This is a genomic window from Kitasatospora sp. NPDC056800 (assembly GCF_042789775.1).
Lineage (GTDB): Bacteria > Actinomycetota > Actinomycetes > Streptomycetales > Streptomycetaceae > Kitasatospora.
The window spans coordinates 1-18,418 of record NZ_JBHUAL010000113.1 but is presented as its reverse complement, the minus strand read 5'-3'; the positions used below and the strand labels follow the sequence as shown (position 1 = coordinate 18,418).

The 18,418-nt window shown below is 73.7% G+C and carries 14 protein-coding genes; 9 read left to right on the top strand and 5 right to left on the bottom strand.

The features are described 5' to 3' along the window. Positions 1–45 precede the first annotated feature (45 nt). A complete protein-coding gene (locus ACFRQN_RS23670) occupies positions 46–1,071 on the bottom strand; it encodes a hemin ABC transporter substrate-binding protein (RefSeq protein ID WP_234348688.1) in 1,026 nt (341 codons plus the stop codon). A 172-nt stretch (positions 1,072–1,243) separates the two neighbouring features. Between ACFRQN_RS23670 and ACFRQN_RS23665 the strand changes: the two genes are divergently transcribed. Both ACFRQN_RS23665 and ACFRQN_RS23660 read left to right on the top strand, forming a co-directional pair. Next, the gene (locus tag ACFRQN_RS23665; RefSeq protein ID WP_380741901.1) at positions 1,244–2,797 is read left to right on the top strand and encodes an HtaA domain-containing protein; all 1,554 of its coding nucleotides are present in this window, start codon (positions 1,244–1,246) and stop codon (positions 2,795–2,797) included. A 54-nt stretch (positions 2,798–2,851) separates the two neighbouring features. After that, positions 2,852–4,498, top strand: coding sequence for an HtaA domain-containing protein (locus tag ACFRQN_RS23660; protein ID WP_380741898.1), 1,647 nt, complete (start codon positions 2,852–2,854; stop codon positions 4,496–4,498). Positions 4,499–4,579: 81 nt separating this feature from the next. Here the strand turns inward: ACFRQN_RS23660 and ACFRQN_RS23655 are convergent, their stop codons facing one another. Both ACFRQN_RS23655 and ACFRQN_RS23650 read right to left on the bottom strand, forming a co-directional pair. After that, positions 4,580–5,248, bottom strand: a complete 669-nt coding sequence (locus ACFRQN_RS23655; RefSeq protein WP_380741896.1) for a heme oxygenase (biliverdin-producing) — start codon at positions 5,246–5,248, stop codon at positions 4,580–4,582. A 214-nt stretch (positions 5,249–5,462) separates the two neighbouring features. Further along, complete coding sequence (locus tag ACFRQN_RS23650) at positions 5,463–5,954, bottom strand: inorganic diphosphatase (RefSeq protein WP_030244505.1); 492 nt, start codon at positions 5,952–5,954, stop codon at positions 5,463–5,465. A gap of 76 nt (positions 5,955–6,030) precedes the next feature. On the opposite strand from ACFRQN_RS23650, the gene dacB reads away from it, so the two are divergent. The 6 genes from dacB (at position 6,031) to folE (ending at position 14,070) form a co-directional block, all read left to right on the top strand. Continuing rightward, positions 6,031–7,686 carry a D-alanyl-D-alanine carboxypeptidase/D-alanyl-D-alanine-endopeptidase gene (gene dacB, locus ACFRQN_RS23645; RefSeq protein WP_380741894.1) on the top strand — a complete coding sequence of 552 codons (1,656 nt, stop codon included), beginning with the start codon at positions 6,031–6,033 and terminating at the stop codon, positions 7,684–7,686. 177 nt (positions 7,687–7,863) lie between these two features. Beyond that, positions 7,864–9,036: a zinc-dependent metalloprotease gene (locus ACFRQN_RS23640; RefSeq protein WP_049659916.1), complete on the top strand. Its 1,173-nt coding sequence runs from the start codon at positions 7,864–7,866 to the stop codon at positions 9,034–9,036. A 284-nt stretch (positions 9,037–9,320) separates the two neighbouring features. Beyond that, positions 9,321–10,448: a tRNA lysidine(34) synthetase TilS gene (tilS, locus tag ACFRQN_RS23635; RefSeq protein ID WP_074006435.1), complete on the top strand. Its 1,128-nt coding sequence runs from the start codon at positions 9,321–9,323 to the stop codon at positions 10,446–10,448. Between the two features lie 71 nt (positions 10,449–10,519). Further along, on the top strand, positions 10,520–11,074 hold the full coding sequence (hpt, locus tag ACFRQN_RS23630) for a hypoxanthine phosphoribosyltransferase (protein WP_049654051.1): 555 nt from the start codon (positions 10,520–10,522) through the stop codon (positions 11,072–11,074). 229 nt (positions 11,075–11,303) lie between these two features. Next, entirely contained in the window at positions 11,304–13,358 is a 2,055-nt protein-coding gene (ftsH, locus tag ACFRQN_RS23625; RefSeq protein ID WP_074006436.1) for an ATP-dependent zinc metalloprotease FtsH, read from the top strand. Between the two features lie 106 nt (positions 13,359–13,464). Next, a complete protein-coding gene (gene folE / locus ACFRQN_RS23620; RefSeq protein WP_049654054.1) occupies positions 13,465–14,070 on the top strand; it encodes a GTP cyclohydrolase I FolE in 606 nt (201 codons plus the stop codon). Between the two features lie 21 nt (positions 14,071–14,091). Here the strand turns inward: folE and ACFRQN_RS23615 are convergent, their stop codons facing one another. After that, positions 14,092–14,886, bottom strand: coding sequence for a ferritin-like domain-containing protein (locus tag ACFRQN_RS23615; protein ID WP_049654056.1), 795 nt, complete (start codon positions 14,884–14,886; stop codon positions 14,092–14,094). A 114-nt stretch (positions 14,887–15,000) separates the two neighbouring features. Next, positions 15,001–16,155, bottom strand: coding sequence for an esterase family protein (locus tag ACFRQN_RS23610; RefSeq protein ID WP_063780220.1), 1,155 nt, complete (start codon positions 16,153–16,155; stop codon positions 15,001–15,003). 377 nt (positions 16,156–16,532) lie between these two features. On the opposite strand from ACFRQN_RS23610, the gene ACFRQN_RS23605 reads away from it, so the two are divergent. Further along, entirely contained in the window at positions 16,533–18,374 is a 1,842-nt protein-coding gene (locus ACFRQN_RS23605) for a phosphatidylglycerol lysyltransferase domain-containing protein (RefSeq protein WP_380741892.1), read from the top strand. Positions 18,375–18,418: the final 44 nt, after the last annotated feature.

Sequence of the window (18,418 nt, the reverse complement as noted above, 5' to 3'; positions counted from 1 at the left end):
TCTCCCCGGGCGCCTCGCGGGAGGTCTCCTCCCGTACGGCGGTGGTCACTTGGCGTCCGCCGGGTAGAGCTGGGCGGTGATCCCGCGCAGGACCTGCGGGGTGCGCGGGCCGTAGCTGAGCAGCTGGCCGTCCTCGATCGAGACGATCCGGCGGTCGAGCCCGGCCGGGGTCTGGGCGACGCCGGGCAGCTTGAGCAGGCCGTCCGTTCCGCCGACCGAGTCGAGCCCCTTGCTCATCACCAGGATCGCGTCGGGTGCGGCCTTGACCAGGGCCTCGCTGGTGAGCGGGACGAAGTCGTTGGTGAGGCCGGCCGCGGTGCCGGCGTCCTCGCCGCCGACCGCCTCGATCAGCGAGCCGGCGCCGGAGCCGGGGCCGCCGAGCAGGTAGACGGAGGCGCTGCCGCGCAGGTAGAGGAAGGCGACCCGGGGGTGCCGGCCGTCGGCCGGGACGGCGGCCATGGCCTGGTCGATCCGCTGCTCGGTGCGCTCCTTGAGCTGCCGTCCGGCGTCCGGGACGCCGAGTGCGGCGGCGACGGTGTCGATGCGCGGTCCGACGTCGGCCAGCCGCTTGGCGTCGTCCAGGACGATCAGCGGGACGCCGGCCGCCCGGATCTGCGCGATCGCCTCGGCCGGGCCGGTGGAGCGGTCGGCGAGGACGACGGTGGGGTGCAGTGAGAGCACGCCCTCGGCGGAGACGTCGTGGGCCTGGGTGATCACCGGCAGGGCGGCGGCCTGTTCGAAGGTGGTGGAGACGTCCCGGGCGACCACCTTGGGGCCGAGGCCGAGGCTGAACACCAGCTCGGCGAGGCTGCCGTTGAGCGGGATGACCCGTTCGGCGCTGGTGACGGTGACCTGGCGGCCGTCGGCGGAGGCGGTGGTGGCCGGGAGCCGGGGGACGGGCTCGCCGGGCAGCGGTTCGACGGCGTCGGGGGTGCGGGAGACGGCCGCCCCCGCTGCCCCGGCCGTTCCGCTCGCGGCACCGCAGGCGGTGAGGGCGAGCAGCAGGCCGAGGGCGAGCAGCAGGAGGACGGGCCCGCGGGCCGCCCCGGATCGGATCGTAACGCTGCTCAACCTGGTTCCCTTCACCGGGAGTTGGTGCCTGTGGCGCCCCGCCGCCGGGGGAGGGGGCGGCGGGGCTCTTGACTCATATATTAGGTTAGCCTTACCTGAGTTCCGCAAGGGGGTGGTGCCCACCGGGCCCCCTTTGCGGCATCCCCCCATGCCCCCTGAGGAGTGATTCGCCGTGCCCCTGTCCAGCCGGCTCCGCCGTCTGGCCGCCGCCCTGGTGGCCTCCCTCGCCGCCCTGCTGGCCGTGGGCCTGTCGCCGGGGCCGGCGGCCGCCGCCGAAGGCAGGGTCTCCGGCGGACGGCTGGACTGGGGCATCAAGCAGTCCTTCCTGACCTACGTCACCGGGCCCATCGCCAAGGGGAGTTGGGGGCTGACCGGCGGCGCGGCCACGGTCGGCGGCAGCACCTTCCGGTTCCACTCGGCGAACGGCACGTACGATCCGGCGGCCGGCGCGCTGACCGCCGCCTTCTCCGGCGGCGTGCGGTTCACCGGGCACCAGGAGGGCGGCTCCAACGCGCTCGACCTGAGCATCGGCCGGCTCACCTTCAAGGCCGTCCAGGGCGGCGCGGCCGGGCTGTACGCCGACGTCAGCAGCAAGTCCAAGGAGACCGGGCAGGTCAGCAGCGCGAGCCAGGCCAAGCTGGCCGACCTCTCGCTGGCCGGCGTCGACCTGCGCGGCGCGGCCGGCACCCTGACGCTGAGCGGTGTCCCGGCGACCCTCACCGACGCCGGAGCGAAGGCCTTCGGCGGCTTCTACCAGGCCGGCACGGCCCTCGACCCGCTCAGCCTCTCGGTCAACCTGCCCGCCGCGCAGCCGACGCCGGCGGCCCCCGCCCCGACGTCCGGCGCGGCCGCCACGGCCGCGCCCGCGACCACACCGCCGGCGGCTGCCCCGTCGCCGACCGAGCCGGCCGCCCCGCCGGCCACCGAGCCGGCCGCCCAGGCCCCGGCCCGTACCGGGTTCGCCGACGGCGCCCTCGACTGGGGCGTGCGCCGCACCTTCCGCGACTACGTCACCGGCGCGATCGCCCAGGGCCGTTGGGAGCTCGGCGGCGGCGCGGCCGACGGCGGCGCGTTCTTCCGCTGGACCCCGGCCAAGGGCGCGTACGACCCGGAGACCGGCGAGCTGACCGCCGCCTTCACCGGCACCGTCCGCTTCACCGGCATGCGCGCCGGCGACGGCTACGGCCTGGACCTCACCCTCGCCAATCCGGGCGTCAGCGTCTCCGGTGGCCAGGGCCGACTGCTCGCCGACGTCTCCGGCCGGACCCCGGACGGCGGCACCCGGCAGCTCCCCGGCGTCGAGCTGGCGACCTTCGACCCGGCCGGCCTCAAGGCCGAGGGCGGCCTGCTGACGGCCGTCGAACTGCCGCTCACCCTCGCCGAGGGCGGCGCCGAGGCCTTCGGCGGCCTGTACCCGGCGGGCACCGCGATGGACCCGCTGAGCTTCGCCGTCGCCCTCGACCCGGCCGCCGCGCTGCCCCCGCTGCCCGACCTCGGCAGCGCCCCGGCCACCCCGCCGGGCGCCGTCGCGAGCCCGCCCGCCTCCCCGGCCGCCGCGCCCGTCGCCGCGTCCTCCCCGGACGGCGTCCCGGTGCCGGCCGTGGTCGGCGGCGCGGTGCTGGTGGCGGCCCTCGCCACCACCGGCGGCCTGCTCGTCCGCCGCCGCCGGGCGGCCGCCGCGGCCGGGGCCCCCGCCACCGGGCCCGACGCCGACGACGCGGCCTGACCCCTCCGGGAGCGTCCCCCCGCTCCCTCCCCCCATCCGAACGGAGTACCCAGCATGTCCCGCAACCGCACCCGGCTGGCCGCCCTCGCGGCCGCCACCGCCGGCCTCGGCCTGACCGCCCTCGGCGCCCCCGCACTGGCCTCCGGCGCGGGCGGCCCGAGCAGCGTCACGTACGACACCGGAGCGCTGGACTGGGGTGTGAAGGCCAGCTTCCGCAGCTACATCGAGGGCCCGGCCTCCCAGGGCGGCGCGATCGAGCTGACCGGCGGCGCGACCCGCAACGCCGACGGCACCTTCCACTTCGGCCTGGCGAACGCGGCGTACGACCTCACCACGCACGCGCTCAGCTCCTCCTTCACCGGCGGCGTGCACTTCACCGCCCACCACGGCGCGCTGGACGTCGCGCTCAGCGACCTGCGGATCACCACCTCCGGCACCACCGGCACGCTGACCGCCGACACCGCCTCCAAGGAGTCGGTGGGCGCCGCCGACGTCACCCGCCGGGACGACGTGCCGCTGGTGACGTTCACCGTCGCGCGGGACACCACCAACGGGACGCCCGCCGCGGCCAAGCTGACCGAGCAGGGCGCCCGGGCCTTCGCCGGCTTCTACCCGGCGGGGGCGGACATGGACCCGCTGTCGCTGCTGCTGAAGCAGAGCCCGGCCACGACCCCGCCGACCGTGCCGCCGACCGCGACGGCCACCGCCACGCCGTCCGCCACCTCCTCGCCGAGCACGGGCCCGACCGGCGGCCCCACCGGCAGCCCGAGCGCGAGCCCCACCGCCACGGCCACCGGCACGCCGACCGCGGCCCCGTCGTCCGGCACCCCCTCGCCCGGCTCCTCGCCGTCGGCCACCCAGGCGCCCGGCGCCACCGCCTCCCCGTCCGCGAGCGGGGGCCCCGGCACGGCCCCGGCCACCCTGCCGGTGGTGAACGGGACGCTGGACTGGAAGGTCAAGGAGAGCTTCCGCACGTACCTGGAGTCCCCGATGGCCGCCGGGAAGGTCGAGTTCGGCGGCGGCGCGGCCGACTACCGCTTCGGCGGCGCCACCGGTGCCTACAACACCACCGACCACTCCCTGAGCGCCGCCTTCAACGGCTCGGTCCGCTTCCTCGGCCACCCCGGCAAGGACGGCTGGGCGCTGGACACCACGCTCTCCAAGCTGGGCCTGACCATCGACCGGGACGGCGCCTTCCTGACCGCCGACGTCAACGGCAAGTCCCAGGACGGCGGTTCGACCTCGCTGAGCGGTGTCAGGATCGCCCGGCTGGACGTCCCGGCCGCCGCCCTGAAGCCGGTCGGCGGCGTGGTGACGCTCTCCGGCGTGCCGGCCACGCTCACCGCCGAGGGGGTGCCGGCCTTCTCCAACTACCCGGCCGGTACGGCCCTGGACCCGGTCAGCGCCACCCTCGCCTTCGACAAGGACGCCAAGCTGCCGCCGGCCGGCTCCTCCGGCAACGGCAACGGCAGTGCCGGCGGCGGTTCCGCGGCCGGCGGCGGCCAGGGCGCCGGCAGCGGTACCTCCGGCGGGGCCTCGCTGACCACCGGCGGCCTGAGCGGTACGGGCGGCGGCTCGCTGGCCGCCACCGGCGCGGACACCCCGGTGGTCCCGCTGCTGGCCACCGCGGCCGGTCTGCTGCTGGTCGGCGGCAGCGCCACCGTCCTGGTGCGCAACCGCCGTGGCGCGGTCCAGGCCTGACGCCCGGACGGAGTGCTGAACGGCCCCGGCGAGCAAGCGCTCGCCGGGGCCGTTTCCCGTGACCGGGGTAAGGAGGAACGTTTACGCACTCAGCGGGTAGCGCGTGTCCAGGTCGCGGAAGACCGCCCCGTTGAGCACGAAGGCCCGCTTGCACTCCTCGACCACCCGGCGCCGCTCGACCTCGTCCATCGCCTCCCCGGCCGCGTCCAGCTTCGCCCGGTACTCGCGCTTGAAGGCGGCCGGGTTGTCGACCTCCTCGAAGACGTAGAACCGCACGCCATCGCCCTTGCGCTCGAAGCCCCAGGTCTTCTCCGCGATGCCCCGGATGATCTGACCGCCCGACAGGTCGCCCAGGTAGCGGGTGTAGTGGTGCGCGAGGTACCCGGCCGGCCACTCGGCGGCCAGCTCCTCCAGCCGGGCGACGTACGCGGCGGTGGCCGGCAGCGGGGCCAGGCCGTCCCGCCAGTCGGGCCCGCGCAGGTGCGCCAGGTCGCGCTCGATGGCGGCGGTGCGCAGCAGCGACCGGTCGATGAAGGGGCCCGCCAGCGGGTGCTCCGCGAGCTGCTCGGCCCGGTCCTCCAGGGCCCGGTAGACGTGCCAGAGCTGGCCGGTGAGGTCGGCGTACGCCTCGATCCCGAGACCGCCGCCCAGCAGCCGGCTCATGAACGAGGACTGTTCGGCGGCCTCGTGCTCCTCGCTGCTGGCGGTGCGGAGCACGGTGGAGAACGGGGCGGGCGCGGGCGTGGGCATGCGGCCTCCAGGGTCCGGGATCGGCCGGTGGGTATCGGCTGAATATGTGGTTAGCCTAACCTAACTTCGCGTCTTGCCGACAGGCTGTCGGCAAGACGTCCCGTCCCCGGACACGACAGAGGCCGGGGTCCGCGGACGAATCCGCGAACCCCGGCCCCGGGCTGTCCCGACCTGCCTCCGACCGTCCCCGGCCGAGTGGGATCGGAACGACGGCTCAGTGGCCGCCCTGCTCCGCCAGACGCTTGATCGAAGCGGTGACCTCGGCCTCGGCCTCGGCGCGGCCGACCCAGTTGGCGCCCTCGACGGACTTGCCCGGCTCCAGGTCCTTGTAGACCTCGAAGAAGTGCTGGATCTCCAGGCGGTCGAACTCCGACACGTGGTGGATGTCGCGCAGGTGCTCCCAGCGCGGGTCCGTCGCCGGGACGCAGAGCAGCTTGTCGTCGCCGCCGGCCTCGTCGGTCATCTGGAACATGCCGATGGCGCGGCACTTGATGAGGCAACCCGGGAAGGTCGGCTCGTCCAGGATGACCAGGGCGTCCAGCGGGTCGCCGTCCTCGCCGAGCGTGCCCTCGACGTAGCCGTAGTCGGCCGGGTAGCGGGTCGAGGTGAAGAGCATCCGGTCGAGCCGCAGACGGCCGGTCTCGTGGTCGACCTCGTACTTGTTACGAGAGCCCTTCGGGATTTCGATAAGGACGTCGAACTCCAACGGTTCCTCCAAGGTAGGGACTGACAGAATCCAAGTGTCTCCTACGGGAGCGGGTGCTCGGGAAAGGGGCCGGTCGGTGGGCACAGGGGGAGGGGCGGCGGGCCGCCGCGGGGGGACGGCCGCGGGGCTGTTCGGAGCGGCGCTCCTGGTCGTCGGTACGGTCCTGACCTCGGGTGGTGCGGTCGCGCAGCCGGCCCCGCCGCCGGGCGGGCACAGCGCCGGGCCGGGCGAGGGAGAGGACCACGACGGACCGAACGGCCACGGCGGGAGGAAGGGCGAGCACGGGAAGGGCGGCGCCGGTCCCCGGTCGAACGACGACCCGGCTGCCGCGCCCGCCCGTCGCGCCGCGCCGCCCGCCGCGCCCACGCCCGCGGCCTCCGTGCCCGGCGCCCCCGTGCCCGCCACCGGGGGTGGCGACGCGTCCGCTGTGCGCCCGGCCCCCGCGCCGGGCGCCGTCCTGGCCGCCGTCGAGGGCGGCCCGGGCGCCGCCGTCCCCACCGCGCAGGGCCTCCGGCAGGCGCTCGCCGCCGTGCTCGCCGACAAGAACCTCGGCGAGGTCACCTTCGCCGTCGCGGACGCCGGTACCGGCCAACTCCTGTACGGCTCCGGGGAGAACACCCCCGCCACCCCCGCCTCCACCACCAAGCTGGCCACCGCGGTCGCGGCCCTGTCCCTCATCCCGGGCGACACCCGGCTGCACACCCGGGTGGTCCAGGGCGTGGCCCCGGGCACCATCACCCTGGTCGGCGGCGGCGACCCGACGCTCACCGCGCTGCCCGCCGACCAGGTGCAGATCGGTGGTCAGCCGGCCGACGCCGACACCGCCCCCGCCTCACTGGACTCCCTCGCCCAGCAGACCGCCGACAGCCTCAAGGGCCTCGGCACCACGACGGTCCAGCTGGACTACGACCTGTCGATGTACGCGGGCGGCCCGCAGCACAGGAACCACGACGCCCAGAACATCGCCCTGGTGGTCCCGCTGATGGTGGACGAGGCCAAGGCGGACCCGAAGAGCCGGGAGGACGCGCCGGACCGGGTCGCCGACCCGGCGGCCGCGGCCGCCGAGGCCTTCGCCGCGCTGCTCCGGGCCCGCGGCATCACCGTGACGGGCAAGGCCGGCCCCGCCGCCGCGCCCGCGCCCGCCCCGACCGCCACCGGCACGGCGCCCCTAGGCGACGTCTTCTCGCCGACCGTCGCCCGGCTGGTCGAACGCCTGCTGACCACCTCCGACAACCAGCTCGCCGAGGCGATCGCCCGTCAGGTCGCCATCGCCGCCCACCAGCCCGCGAGCTTCGAGGGCGCCGCGGCCGCCGTCACCCAGGAGCTCACCCGGCTCGGCGTGCCGATGGGCACCGTGGTCCTCAACGACGGCAGCGGCCTGCACCCGGGCAACGCGATACCGCCCGCCGTCCTGGTCCGACTCCTCGCGCTGGCCGCCTCCGAGCAGCACCCCGCCCTGCGCCCGGTGCTCACGGGCCTCCCGGTCGCCGGCTTCACCGGCACCCTCAACAAGCGCTACGGCTCCGGGTCCGGCGCCGCCGACGCGGCCGGGCTGATCCGCGCCAAGACCGGCACCCTCAGCGGCGTCAACACCCTCGCGGGCACCGTCGTCGACGCCGACGGCCGCCTGCTCGCCTTCGCCGTCATGACCCGTACCGCCGCCCCCGCCGACACCGCCCGCGCCGCGATGGACCGCGTCGCCGCCCGCCTCACCACCTGCGGCTGCCACTGACCCGGCGCCGCCCTTCAACGGCCCCGGCCCGGCGGCCCGGAGGCACCCCGCCGCCGCGCACCGGTCCGCTGCCCGCCACTGGTCGCGGCCGGAGACCGGTGGGGCCGGGGCCCGTTGGGGAGAGGTGTTCGCGGCGGGTGGCTGCCGTTGGTGGTGGGGAGCACGTACGGTGAGGGCATGACGAGCGCGAGTGGCGGTGCTGACATGGTCGACTGGAACCTCGCGGTCGCAACCGCGACCAGGTTGGTGCGGCCGGGTCCGGAAGTGAGCCGGGAGGAAGCGGCGGCGGTGGTCGCCGAGCTGCGCCGGCACGCCCTGGAGGCGGAGGAGCACGTGCGGGCGTTCACCGGCATGCGTTCGTCCAGCCTGTCCCAGGCCGCGGCGACGCCGGTGCTGGTGGTGGACCGTCCGGGGTGGATCCGGGCCAACGTGGCGGGCTTCCGCACGGTCGTCCAGCCGCTGGTGGAGAAGCTCCAGGCGCGTCGGGCGAACAGCACGGCGGCCGGGGTGTTCGGCGCGGTGGGCGAGAAGGCGACCGGGATCGAGGTCGGGGCGCTGCTGGCGTTCCTGTCCACCAAGGTGCTGGGCCAGTACGAGACCTTCGCCCCGGCCGAGCCCCCGCTGGAGGCGCCGGACAGCCCGGCGGCGCTGTTCGACAAGCCGCGGCTGGGGCCGGAGGGCCCCGGGCCGGGCCGGCTGCTGCTGGTGGCGCCGAACATCGTGCACGTCGAGCGGGAGCTGGACGTCGACCCGTCCGACTTCCGGCTCTGGGTGTGCCTGCACGAGGAGACGCACCGGACGCAGTTCACCGCGGTGCCGTGGCTGCGCGACCACATCCAGTCCGAGGTGCAGTCCTTCCTCGCCGAGACGGACGTCGACCCGGGCGCCCTGCTGGAGCGGCTGCGGGACGCGGCGGGTTCGCTCGGCGGCCTGCCGGGTGGCGGCAGCCGGGAGGGCGCCTCCTCCGGGAACCTGCTGGAGATCGTCCAGTCGCCCGCGCAGCGCGAGATCCTCGGCCGGCTGACGGCTGTGATGTCGCTGCTGGAGGGCCACGCGGACGTGGTGATGGACGGCGTCGGGCCGGCCGTGGTGCCGACGGTCGCCGAGATCCGGGAGAAGTTCCAGCAGCGCCGGGACCGCGGCGCCAACCGGCTCGACCTGCTGCTGCGCCGGCTGCTCGGCATGGACGCGAAGCTGCGCCAGTACCAGGACGGCGCGGTGTTCGTGCGCGGGGTGGTGGAGCAGGTCGGCATGGAGGGGTTCAACCGGGTGTGGACCTCCCCGAACACCCTGCCCACCAAGGACGAGATCCACGACCCGGCCGCCTGGGTGGCCCGGGTGGCCCGCTGAGCGCGGTCGTGACGCGGGCGCGCCGTACGCCGGACGGCAAGCGGCGCGCGCCGGTCAAACCCGCTCGTACGAGTGGTCCAATCAGGCCGACGACGAGTGAAGAAGCGTTTCTTCATTCACCCGAACGTGGGACGGTCGACCTGCCGGGGGCGCGGGTGGCGTAGTGGGTGGCCACTATCTGCCACCATCTGTGAGCGCCCGGTAACCGGGTGCTCATGCGGGTGCGCGGTCCCCGCCGCGTCCGCCGCACGTCCTGTCCCCCCTCCGTCGAGGAGTCGTCCGCCGTGGGTCCTCACCCCGCCGTCGCCGCGATACGCCTGGCCGTTCGCCGTACGCTCACCGACCTCGCCGCCGAGGCCGGTTCCACCTTCACCGCGCCCGTGCGCCGACCGCGGGAGCGCCCGGCCGGGGCGCCGCTGGTGGGTGCCGCGGTCGGCACCACCCTGATCGGCAACGCCGCGCGCCACCCCTCCGGGCTGCCCCGCACCCCGGCCGCGCCCGGCTCGCCGCTGGTCCTGGTCGCGGTCAGCGGCGGCGCCGACTCGATGGCGCTGGCCATCGCCGCCGCCTTCGAGGCCCCCAAGATCGGCCTGCGGGTCGGCGCCGTCACCGTCGACCACGGCCTCCAGGCGGGATCCGCCGAGCGCGCCGCCCAGGTGGCCGACCGGCTGCGCAGCCTCGGCCTCGACCCGGTGGAGGCGGTCCCGGTCCGGGTCGGCCGCGCCGGGGGCCCGGAGGCCGCCGCCCGGGACGCCCGCTACGCCGCCCTGGACGCGGCCGCCGACCGCCACGGCGCGATCGCGGTGCTGCTCGGCCACACCCGGGACGACCAGGCCGAGACCGTGCTGCTGGGCCTGGCCCGCGGCTCCGGCTCCCGCTCGCTGGCCGGGATGCCCGCCCAGAAGGGCCGCTACCGCCGCCCGCTGCTGGAGCTGGACCGGGCGGCCACCCGGCAGGCCTGCGCCGCCCAGTCGATCCCGGTCTGGGACGACCCGCACAACTGTGATCCCGCCTACACCCGCTCCCGGGTCCGCCACGAGGTGCTGCCGGTCCTGGAGAAGCACCTGGGCGGCGGGGTGGTCGAGGCGCTGGCCCGCACCGCCCGGCTGTTCCGCGACGACGCCGACGCCCTCGACCAGTGGGCCGCACTGGCCGAACGCGACCTCCGTACGGGCGACGGCGCCCTGGACGCCGTGAAGCTGGCCGAACTGCCGCCCGCGGTGCGCCGCCGGGTGCTGCGCCGGGCCGCGCTGCGGGCGGGCTGTCCGGCCGGGGACCTGTTCGCCCGGCACCTGGAGACGATCGACCTGCTGGTCACCGGATGGCGCGGACAGGGCCCGCTGCACCTACCCGGGGGCGTCGAGGCCACCCGCAGGTGTGGCACGCTGGTCTTTCGGCGGCAGGGCGACTGACGGGCGAGGCATGCCCAGGGGGAGCCGACCGCCGGCCACACAGACCCCGAACGTTTGAGGACGTATCCCCGGTGGACCAGAACGACATGGGCGCTGACCTCGCGAAGGTGCTCATCAGCAAGGACGAGATCGACGCCAAGCTCCTGGAGCTGGCCGAGCGAATCGACCGGGACTACGCAGGCAAGGACCTGCTGATCGTCGGCGTCCTCAAGGGGGCTGTGATGGTCATGGCCGACCTGGCCCGGACCCTGCACTCGCAGGTCACCATGGACTGGATGGCCGTCTCCTCGTACGGGATGGGCACCAAGTCCTCCGGTGTGGTGCGGATCCTGAAGGACCTGGACACCGACATCGCCGGCCGTGACGTCCTGATCGTCGAGGACATCATCGACTCCGGTCTGACGCTGTCCTGGCTGCTCGGCAACCTGGGCTCGCGCGGTCCGGCCTCGCTGGAGGTCTGCGCGCTGCTCCGCAAGCCGGACGCCGCCAAGGTCGAGATCGACGTCAAGTACGTCGGCTTCGACATCCCCAACGAGTTCGTGGTCGGCTACGGCCTGGACTACGCGGAGAAGCTGCGCAACCTCCCCTTCATCGGGACCCTCGCCCCGCACGTCTACGGCGGCTGACGGCCCCGTTCGGGTTACGGGCGGGAACAGTAGGCCGTTCCCGCCCGTTGGACCCCCGGGGACAAAGAACCACAGCCGTCTCGCCGTGCTCCCGCCATGGGTGGGTCCGACTGCGGTACGGTCCAATAAACCGCTCTTCACATGAGCACCAATCGGATTGCGCCGCGGCCCAACAGCCCCCCGGCGCCGTTGAGTGGCAGGAGGGACGGGGCGGCAACGCCCCGCATGGATGGACGTCAAGCGATACTTCCGTGCGCCGATCATGTGGATCGTGCTGGCCGTCCTCGCCGTCATCGTGCTGATGCAGGTCGTTTCGGACTCCAACGGCTACAAGACGGTGGACACCGGTCAGGTCGTCGCGGCGATCGACGCGCACAACGTCAAGTCGGCGCAGATCACCACCGGTGACTCGAACACGATCAAGATCCAGCTCAAGGACGGCGCCACGCTGCCCAGTGCCGGAACGGGCAAGACCCCGTCCGGTACCAAGTTCCAGGCCTCTTACATCGGCGACCAGGGTGTCGCCATCGCCGACAAGCTCCAGGCCCAGGTCAACGACAAGGACGCGAGCACGCTCGCCGAGGGCTACACGATCAGCCCGGAGAAGCAGAGCACCTTCGTCAGCCTGCTGCTGTCGATGCTCCCGATCGTGATCATCGTCCTGGTCTTCCTGTTCCTGATGAACCAGATGCAGGGCGGCGGCTCCAGGGTCATGCAGTTCGGCAAGTCCAAGGCCAAGCTGCTCACCAAGGACACCCCGAAGACCACCTTCGCCGACGTCGCCGGCGCGGACGAGGCGGTCGAGGAGCTCCACGAGATCAAGGAGTTCCTCCAGGAGCCGGCCAAGTTCCAGGCCGTCGGCGCCAAGATCCCCAAGGGCGTGCTGCTCTACGGCCCGCCCGGCACCGGCAAGACCCTGCTGGCCCGCGCCGTCGCGGGCGAGGCCGGGGTGCCCTTCTACTCCATCTCCGGCTCGGACTTCGTCGAGATGTTCGTCGGTGTCGGCGCCAGCCGCGTCCGCGACCTCTTCGAGCAGGCCAAGGCGAACGCCCCGGCGATCGTCTTCGTCGACGAGATCGACGCCGTCGGCCGGCACCGCGGCGCGGGCCTCGGCGGCGGCCACGACGAGCGCGAGCAGACCCTCAACCAGCTGCTGGTCGAGATGGACGGCTTCGACGTCAAGGGCGGCGTGATCCTGATCGCCGCGACCAACCGCCCCGACATCCTGGACCCGGCGCTGCTGCGCCCGGGCCGCTTCGACCGCCAGATCGCGGTCGAGCGCCCCGACCTCCAGGGCCGGCTGGACATCCTCAAGGTGCACCAGAAGGGCAAGCCGATCGCGCCCGACGTCGACCTGTCGGCCGTCGCCAAGCGCACCCCCGGCTTCACCGGTGCCGACCTGTCGAACGTCCTCAACGAGGCGGCGCTGCTGACCGCCCGCTCGGACAAGAAGCTGATCGACAACGGCATCCTGGACGAGGCGATCGACCGCGTCGTGGCCGGTCCGCAGAAGCGCACGCGGATCATGTCCGACCGGGAGAAGAAGATCACCGCGTACCACGAGGGCGGCCACGCCCTGGTCGCGGCGGCCTGCCAGTACAGCGACCCGGTGCACAAGATCACCATCCTGTCCCGCGGCCGGGCCCTCGGCTACACCATGGTGCTGCCGGACGAGGACAAGTACTCCACCACCCGCAACGAGATGCTCGACCAGCTCGCCTACATGATGGGCGGGCGCGCGGCGGAGGAGCTGGTCTTCCACGACCCGACCACCGGTGCCTCGAACGACATCGAGAAGGCCACCGCGACGGCCCGGGCCATGGTCACCCAGTACGGCATGACCGAGCGCCTCGGCGCGATCAAGTTCGGCTCGGACAACTCGGAGCCGTTCCTGGGCCGCGAGATGGGCCACCAGCGCGACTACTCGGAAGAGGTCGCCGGGCTGGTCGACGAAGAGGTCAAGAAGCTCATCGACACGGCGCACAACGAGGCCTGGGAGATCCTGGTCGAGAACCGCGACGTGCTCGACAACCTGGTCCTGGAGCTCCTGGAGAAGGAGACCCTGAACAAGGAGCAGATCGCCGAGGTCTTCGCCCCGATCGTCAAGCGCCCGACCCGGCCGGCCTGGACGGGCTCCGCCCGCCGCACGCCGTCCACCCGGCCTCCGGTGCAGTCCCCGAAGGAGCTGGCGCTCACCAACGGCGCCGCCTCCGGCGAGGCCGCTCCGGTGGACGTCGTGAAGCTCCCGCCGCTGCCGGCCACCGAGCCGCCGACCGAGGGCTGACCCCCGCTCCGTAGGGAATGGATGCCGCGTCACCAGGGTTTGTACCCTGGAGGCGCGGCATCCGTGCTGTTCAGCCAGAGTCTTCCGATACATAAGCGAGGCCCGCATGATCGACCCGGTGACCTTCGACGGTCCGCCCGCCGTCGGTACCTTCGACCAGAAGCGGGCCGAGAACGCCATCCGCGAGCTGCTCCTCGCCGTCGGGGAGGACCCGGACCGCGAGGGCCTGCTGGAGACCCCGGCCCGGGTGGCGCGCGCCTACAAGGAGATATTCGCGGGCCTGTGGCAGGAGCCCGAGGACGTCCTCACCACCACCTTCGACCTCGGCCACGACGAGATGGTGCTGGTCAAGGACATCGAGCTGACCTCGGTCTGCGAGCACCACCTGGTGCCGTTCCGCGGCGTGGCCCACGTCGGGTACATCCCGTCCACCAGCGGCAAGATCACCGGGCTGTCCAAGCTCGCCCGGCTGGTCGACGTCTACGCCCGCCGGCCGCAGGTGCAGGAGCGGCTGACCAGCCAGGTCGCCGACGCGCTGATGCGGATCCTGGAGCCGCGCGGGGCGATCGTCGTGGTCGAGTGCGAGCACATGTGCATGTCGATGCGCGGCATCCGCAAGCCCGGCGCCAAGACCATCACCTCCTGCGTGCGCGGCCAGCTGCGCGACCCGGCCACCCGGGCCGAGGCGATGAGCCTCATCATCGGCCGGTAGGGCGCCGGCCGGGCCGACGGTTCAGGAACCGGGCACCTCGTGCTCCGCGTGCGGCGGAGCCGGGGTGCCCAGCGCGTTGCGGTGCTCGGGCATCCGCAGCGTGACCATCCGGCGCCAGCCGTAGGCGCGGTCGTACAGGTGGAGCGCGCGCACCCCGAGGGTGATCAGGGCGAGCTGCCAGCGCGGCCAGCGCAGGATCCGGGCCATCCGGGCGGTGACGGCGAGGCCGACGTCCCGGTAGGTGCGGACCTCGCCCCGGGCGCTGGTCTCCAGGGCGTGCCGGACGTACGGGCCGTGGCCCTCGGAGATCAGCCGCAGCAGCTCCTCGTGGCAGTAGGCGAGGTGGTCGTCCTCGTCGGCGGAGATCACCCGCATCGCCCGGCCGAGGGCCGGGTTGTCCGCGTACGCCCTGACCAGCTGCCGCATCTGCTCGGCGGCGCGCTGCTCGGTGACCCGGCTGTGCGCGAGGTAGGTGATGAGCTCGCGGTCGGTCAGCGGGACGTCGCTGTTCAGCCGTTCGTGCGAGAGGCCGATGCCCTGGCGCTCCAGCAGCATGCAGTAGTCGGTCTCGTCGGGCACGGGCACCTTGGGCAGGCCGCGCCGGTTCAGCAGCTGGGCGAAGATCCGGCCGTGCTTGCGCTCGTCGGCACCGTGCCGGGCGACCTTCGGGGCGAGGACCGGGTCCCGGGTGAGGGCGGCGATCCGCTCGTTCTCCCAGCCGCCCTGGTCCTCGCCGCCGGCCGCGATGCTGCAGAACAGCTGGTACGCCTGGTCGTTGCGGTAGATCTCGTCGAAGAGCGAGCGGGTGCTCAGCACAGTGCCTCCTGCGCGGGTCCGGGGGCGCCCGGCGGGGGCCGACGGGCGGTCGCGATACGTTCCCCCCGGGCCGCCGGCCGGGCGGGCCGACCGGCGGGTAGTCACCCACGTGCGCTAGCCGAGGTGCGAGCCCAGCCATTCGAGGGTGGCCGGCAGCTCCCTGGTCCAGCTGTCGAAGTTGTGCCCGCCGTCGTCCAGGTAGAGCGAGTCGATCTTGAACTGGGGGTTGGCCGCCGCGGTCCTGGTGGCGAGGTCGACGAACTGGACGGTCTGCGGGTAGTCCCCCTCCGCGCGGGTGGAGACCGCCAGCACGTTGAGCGCCGGGACCGGCAGGTTCTGCAGCCGCCAGCCGAGGTCGTGCTGCTGGGCCAGCGCCTTGTCGCCGTTGAAGAGGTCGCCGCCGGTGTAGTTGTCCTGGCGCACGGTGAAGTCGCCGTGCAGGCTCGCCGCGCTGCCGTAGACGTTCGGGAAGCGCATCGCCAGGCGCAGCGCGCAGCTGCCGCCGGTGGAGTAGCCGAGGGTGCCCCAGGAGCCGGCCGTGCGGCCGACCCGGTAGGCGCTGAGGATGGCCTCGGGGACGTCCTTGACGAACCAGGTCTCGGTGCGCGGCCCGCCGGGGACGTCCACGCACTCGGTGTCCCGGGACGGGACGACCGCCGGGCGGGCCATCACCAGGACGGTCGGCGGCATCTTGCCGGAGCGCTGCAGCTCGATCGCGGTCTGGGCGAGGGGCAGCTCGTGCAGCAGGTTCAAGGTGGTGCCCGGGTAGCCGGCGATGGCCAGCAGGACGGGGAAGCGGACCAGGGTGAGCTTCGGGTCGAAGTACGCGGGCGGCAGGTAGACGAACATCTGGTCGGAGAAGCCCGTCTCCTTGCCGCTCACCCGGACCGACTCGATCCTGCCGACCTCCTCGGGCGGGCCCTTCGGCAGGTTGGTGATGGTCTCCAGGCCGCCCTCGGTGGTGGGCTGGACCAGTGCGTCGGGGACCGGGGTGCCGCCCCTGTGGTTCTCGTTGCCGGCCAGCGCGAGCTTGGCGCCGCCGGGGCTGAGCAGGTCGTCCCAGGAGGTGTAGAACCCGAAGGAGTTGTTCACCGACAGCGCGAGCACGGCCAGGACCGAGGCTTGAACGACCGTCAGTAACCCGATCCGGCCGAGCACCGGCAGCGGACGTTGCGGCGCCAGCCGCGGCCAGAGCCACAGGGTCGTGACGACCGCCGCGGCGCCGAGTGCGAGAAGCGAGTTCACCAGCGCGTCGCTGGTCAGTTCCATGCCGTCGGCCTTCCGGTGGGACACTGTCGGTGCAGGCTTCATCGTCTGGCGGTCCGTCAGGCCGGGCCACCGTGGCTAGGCTGTCCGGATGCCCGGGCGGGCTGGTAGGGCGGGGAGAGCCGGAGGCAACCGGCGCCCTAGAATGCGGCGTCCACCGTACGTAACGCGTCCCGGAGGGTCCCGTCGCGCCACGCTGCGGCGGGCCCCCGGCTCCCACCGCCGGCTCAACCCGCAGCGCGACCACGGCCCCGGTTTACCGACCGTTTCCGGGTCCTTGGTATGCGCATTGCCTGATGAAGGAATAGGCATGAAGGTCCATCACGCGTCCTCCCCCGGAGTGACCGGACACCGCACCGCAGCCTCTACGCTGAGCTTCCATGAGCGTTCCCGTGTCCGTTGAGCCGAGCCCCGAGCAGCCGCCGCGCCGTCGCCGCGGCCTGCAGACGCTGCGCAACCAGGCGTCCGCCGTCCCGAGGGCCTGGCTCCCCGGAGCGGTCGGCTACGCCTGTCTGCTGATCGGGCTCGTGGACATCGCCAGCGCGGTGTTCCCCAGGCTCCGGCACACGAAGGTGCACACCTTCGCGGGGCAGCTGCCGGGCGGCACCACCAGCCTGGCGGCGGTCGGCGCGCTGATGGTCGGCATCCTGCTGGTGCCGCTGGCGCACGCGCTGCGCCGGCGCAAGCGGCGGGCCTGGCGGGCGGTCTGCGTGCTGCTGCCGGTCAGCGCCGGGCTGCACATCGTGCGCTGGCACCAGATCGGCCCGGCGGTCGTCTCGCTTGTGGTCCTCGCCGTGATGCTGGTCCACCAGCGCGAGTTCTACGCCAAGGCCGACCCGCGCACCCGCTGGCGGGCGGTGGTCAACCTGGTCGTCATGGGCGTCCTCAGCGTGCTGCTCGGCCTGCTGATCGTGAGCACCCGGACCAAGTACGAGATCGGCCACCCGGGCCTGACCGAGCGCCTGCAGCACGTCGGGTACGGACTGTTCGGCTTCGAGGGCCCGATCCGGTACAACAACGTCCGGATGTCCGACCTGGTCGCCTACCTGCTCGGCGGGCTCGGCCTGCTGACCGCCTTCACCACCGCGTACCTGGCGCTGCGCCCGGGCAAGCCGAAGCCCGAGCTGACCGCGGAGGACGAGGAGAAGGTCCGCGAGCTGCTCAAGCGGCACGGCGAGCGCGACTCGCTCGGCTACTTCGCGCTGCGCCGCGACAAGAGCGTGCTGTTCTCGCCCACCGGCAAGGCCGCGATCTCCTACCGGGTGGTCTCCGGCGTGATGCTGGCCTCCGGCGACCCGGTCGGCGACGTCGAGGCCTGGCCGGGCGCGATCAAGGTGTTCATGGCCGAGGCCCGCGAGCACGCCTGGGTGCCGGCCGTGATGGGGTGCAGCGAGGTCGGCGGCGAGGTCTGGACCCGTGAGGCGGGCCTGGACGCGCTGGAGCTGGGCGACGAGGCGATCGTGGACACCGCGTCCTTCTCGCTCTCCGGCCGGGCCATGCGCAACGTGCGCCAGATGGTCAAGCGGATCGAGCGCAACGGCTACTCCTGCCAGGTGCGCCGGGTCTCCGAGCTCACCGTGGAGGAGAAGTACCGGATCGCCGACGCCGCCGCCCGCTGGCGCGGCACCGACACCGAGCGCGGCTTCTCGATGGCCCTCGGCCGCTTCGGCGACCCGCTGGACGACGACTGCGTGGTGGTCACCGCCCACAAGGCCCCGGAGGAGGGCGAGGAGGGCGACGACCTGAAGGCCGTGCTGCACTTCGTGCCCTGGGGCCCGGACGGCATCTCGCTGGAGCTGATGCGCCGCGACCGCGCCGCCGACCCGGGCCTGAACGAGCTGCTGATCGTCGCCGCGCTGCAGGCGGTGCCCGCGATGGGCGTGCGCCGGGTGTCGCTCAACTTCGCGATGTTCCGCTCGGCGCTGGCCCGCGGCGAGCGGATCGGCGCCGGCCCGGTGCTGCGCGCCTGGCGGGGGCTGCTGGTGTTCCTGTCGCGCTGGTTCCAGATCGAGTCGCTGTACAAGTTCAACGCCAAGTTCCAGCCCGAGTGGGAGCCGCGCTTCCTGGTCTTCCCGAGCACCCGGGACCTGCCCCGGATCGGCTTCGCCGCGATGCAGGCGGAGGCCTTCATCACGCTCGGGATGCCGCGTTTCGGCCGCCGGCGCCAGCGCGAGGGGCTGATGCCGGTCCCGTCGACCCGTGAGGTCACCGAGGCCGCCTGAGGCCCGTCGCGGGCCTTCGGGGCCGCGACGGCACGGAACGGGGC